Source organism: Methylibium sp. T29-B (assembly GCF_000576225.1).
In the GTDB taxonomy this organism is placed as follows: Bacteria; Pseudomonadota; Gammaproteobacteria; order Burkholderiales; family Burkholderiaceae_C; genus Methylibium; species Methylibium petroleiphilum.
In genome coordinates this window covers 1-2,157 of the sequence record NZ_AZSN01000306.1, presented here as the reverse complement: position 1 = coordinate 2,157, position 2,157 = coordinate 1, and the positions used below count along the sequence as shown (strand labels likewise).

Annotated in this window: 2 protein-coding genes; both read left to right on the top strand. The window is 65.6% G+C overall.

What is annotated here, in order from left to right:
• The coding region (locus Y694_RS21430) for a hypothetical protein (RefSeq protein WP_231497832.1) at positions 1-1,038 on the top strand (1,038 nt) is incomplete at its 5' end.
• A partial coding sequence (locus Y694_RS21425) for a hypothetical protein (RefSeq protein ID WP_036236495.1) occupies positions 990-2,157 on the top strand: 1,168 nt, incomplete at its 3' end. The genes Y694_RS21430 and Y694_RS21425, both read left to right, overlap by 49 nt.

The following is a 2,157-nucleotide window of genomic DNA, read 5'->3' as shown; positions in this document are numbered from 1 at the left end:
GGCAACCTCGCCGACACCGCCCGCGCTGTCCTTGCTCAATACGGCCTGGCCCAAGTGGACAAGACCGCTGCCGACTACCTGGCCAAGGTCGAGACCTACGATCCCGAGTTGCACGCCGACCTGCTGGTGCTGATGGAGGGTCTCCCCGCTTCGGTGAACTACCGCGATCTGACCGTCGCTGACTTCCGATCCGTCCGTGACCGTGTGGATGCCGTGTGGTCCCTGGCCCGCTCGACTCGCATGATCGAGATCGACGGCCAGATGGTCGAGATCAACGGCGCGGCCGAAGCCCTGGCGGAACGCCTCTCTGGAGAGCCGCAGGCGAAGCGCGAGCGCATGGTCGGCACGAACACCCAGCTCGACCTGCGCATGCGCCTGGCAGGCATGCGTGCGGCCCTGCGGCGCGTGGAGTTCTGGGCCGATGCGCGTGATGGCGGCAACACCGGCCCGTTCCGCACCTACGTCTGGCAGCCGGTCAGTGAAGCAGTGACCCGTTACCGCACCCAGCGCAACGACTACGTGAATCGCTTCCTGGCGCTACTGAAGACCATCGAGCCCACCCTCAAGCCCGGCAAGATCGCTGCGCCCGAACTCGCCGACGGCATGGTGTTCGCCGACCGCTCGGCACTGCTCCATGCGCTGCTGCACACCGGCAACGAGAGCAACCTGCGCAAGCTGCTGCTTGGCTATCAGTGGGCGACCGAGCGCCCCGACGGATCGTTCGACACGACCCGCTGGGACAACTTCCTCAAGCGCATGCACGCGGAGAAGCGCATCACCAAGGCCGACTGGGACTTCGTGCAGGCGACGTGGAACCTGCTGGAGGAGATCAAGCCCTTGGCCCAGGCCGCCCACAAGCGCATGTTCGGCCACTACTTTGCGGAGATCACCGCCGAGCCCGTGCAAACCCCGTTCGGCGAACTCTCGGGCGGCTACGTCCCTGCGATCACCGACAGCTGCTGGTGCCCGAAGCGAGAACGCACGGCGCCATGGACGACCTGCTGGCCGGCCAGAACAGCCCGATGTTCCCGGCCGTGACACGCGGCTTCACGAAAGGCCGGATCCAGAACTACACCAAGCCTCTGGCGTTGGATCTGCGGATGCTCCCGGCTCACATCGACAAGGTGGCACGCTTCGCCACGCTCGGCCCGGTCCTTCGGGACGCCGCTCGCCTGGTGACGCGCAATCGGACCTTCCGCTCGGCCATGGATGCCGTCGACCCCACCGCAGTCGAGAGCATGATCGTCCCGTGGCTCAAGCGGACAGCGACCCAGACCCTGAACAAGGCCCCGGAGACGCAGGCAGACCGGGCCGTGGCACGCATCGCCAACCGAGTACGGAACCGCACCGGCCTGCTGCTGATGTCGGCGAACGTCGTGAACACGCTGCAGCAGTTCACCGGTCTGAGCGTCGCTGCATTGAGGGTGCCACCTCGCTACCTGGCCGCGGGGCTCATGGAGTACGTGAGAAGCCCTGCGAAGTCGGCCGCCGCGATCAATGGTCTGTCGGAGTGGATGCTCCACCGATCAGACAACAGCGCCCACGATGTCGACCGCACGATCGAGGACATGCTCACCAACCCGAACGCCCTCCAGAAGGTCGAGCAGCTCGGCACGAGGTACGGCTATGTCCTGCAACAGGCCGCACAGAACTTCCTCGATCGCGTGGTCTGGATCGGTGCCTACAAGGACGCCGAGTCCCACGGTGTGAAGGGAGCGAATGCAGTCCGCCAGGCCGACAGCGCGGTGCGGATGACCCAGAGCAGCTTTGCGCCGGAGGATGCGTCCAAGGTGGAGCACGCAGGAGCCTTCACGCGGCTGTTCCTGCAGTTCGCGTCCTACTTCAATGCGCAGGGCAATCTGCTAGCAACGGAGGCGCAGAACGCTAGCGGCCCGGCACGGCTTGCTCTTGTCTACATGCTGGGCTTCGCAGTGCCCGCCTTCCTGGCCGACGTGATCGCCAAGGGCATGCGTGGGGATCTGGACGACGACGACGGGGACGAACTCGCCGTCAAGCTGCTCGAATCGTTCTTCCTGTCGCAGGCTCGCTATGCCCTGGCGATGGTTCCTGTAGCGGGTCAGGCGGGGAACGCTGCAATCGGACAGTGGACGCCAGAGCGCTTCGATGACCGCATCGGTGCGAGTCCGACCTACAGCG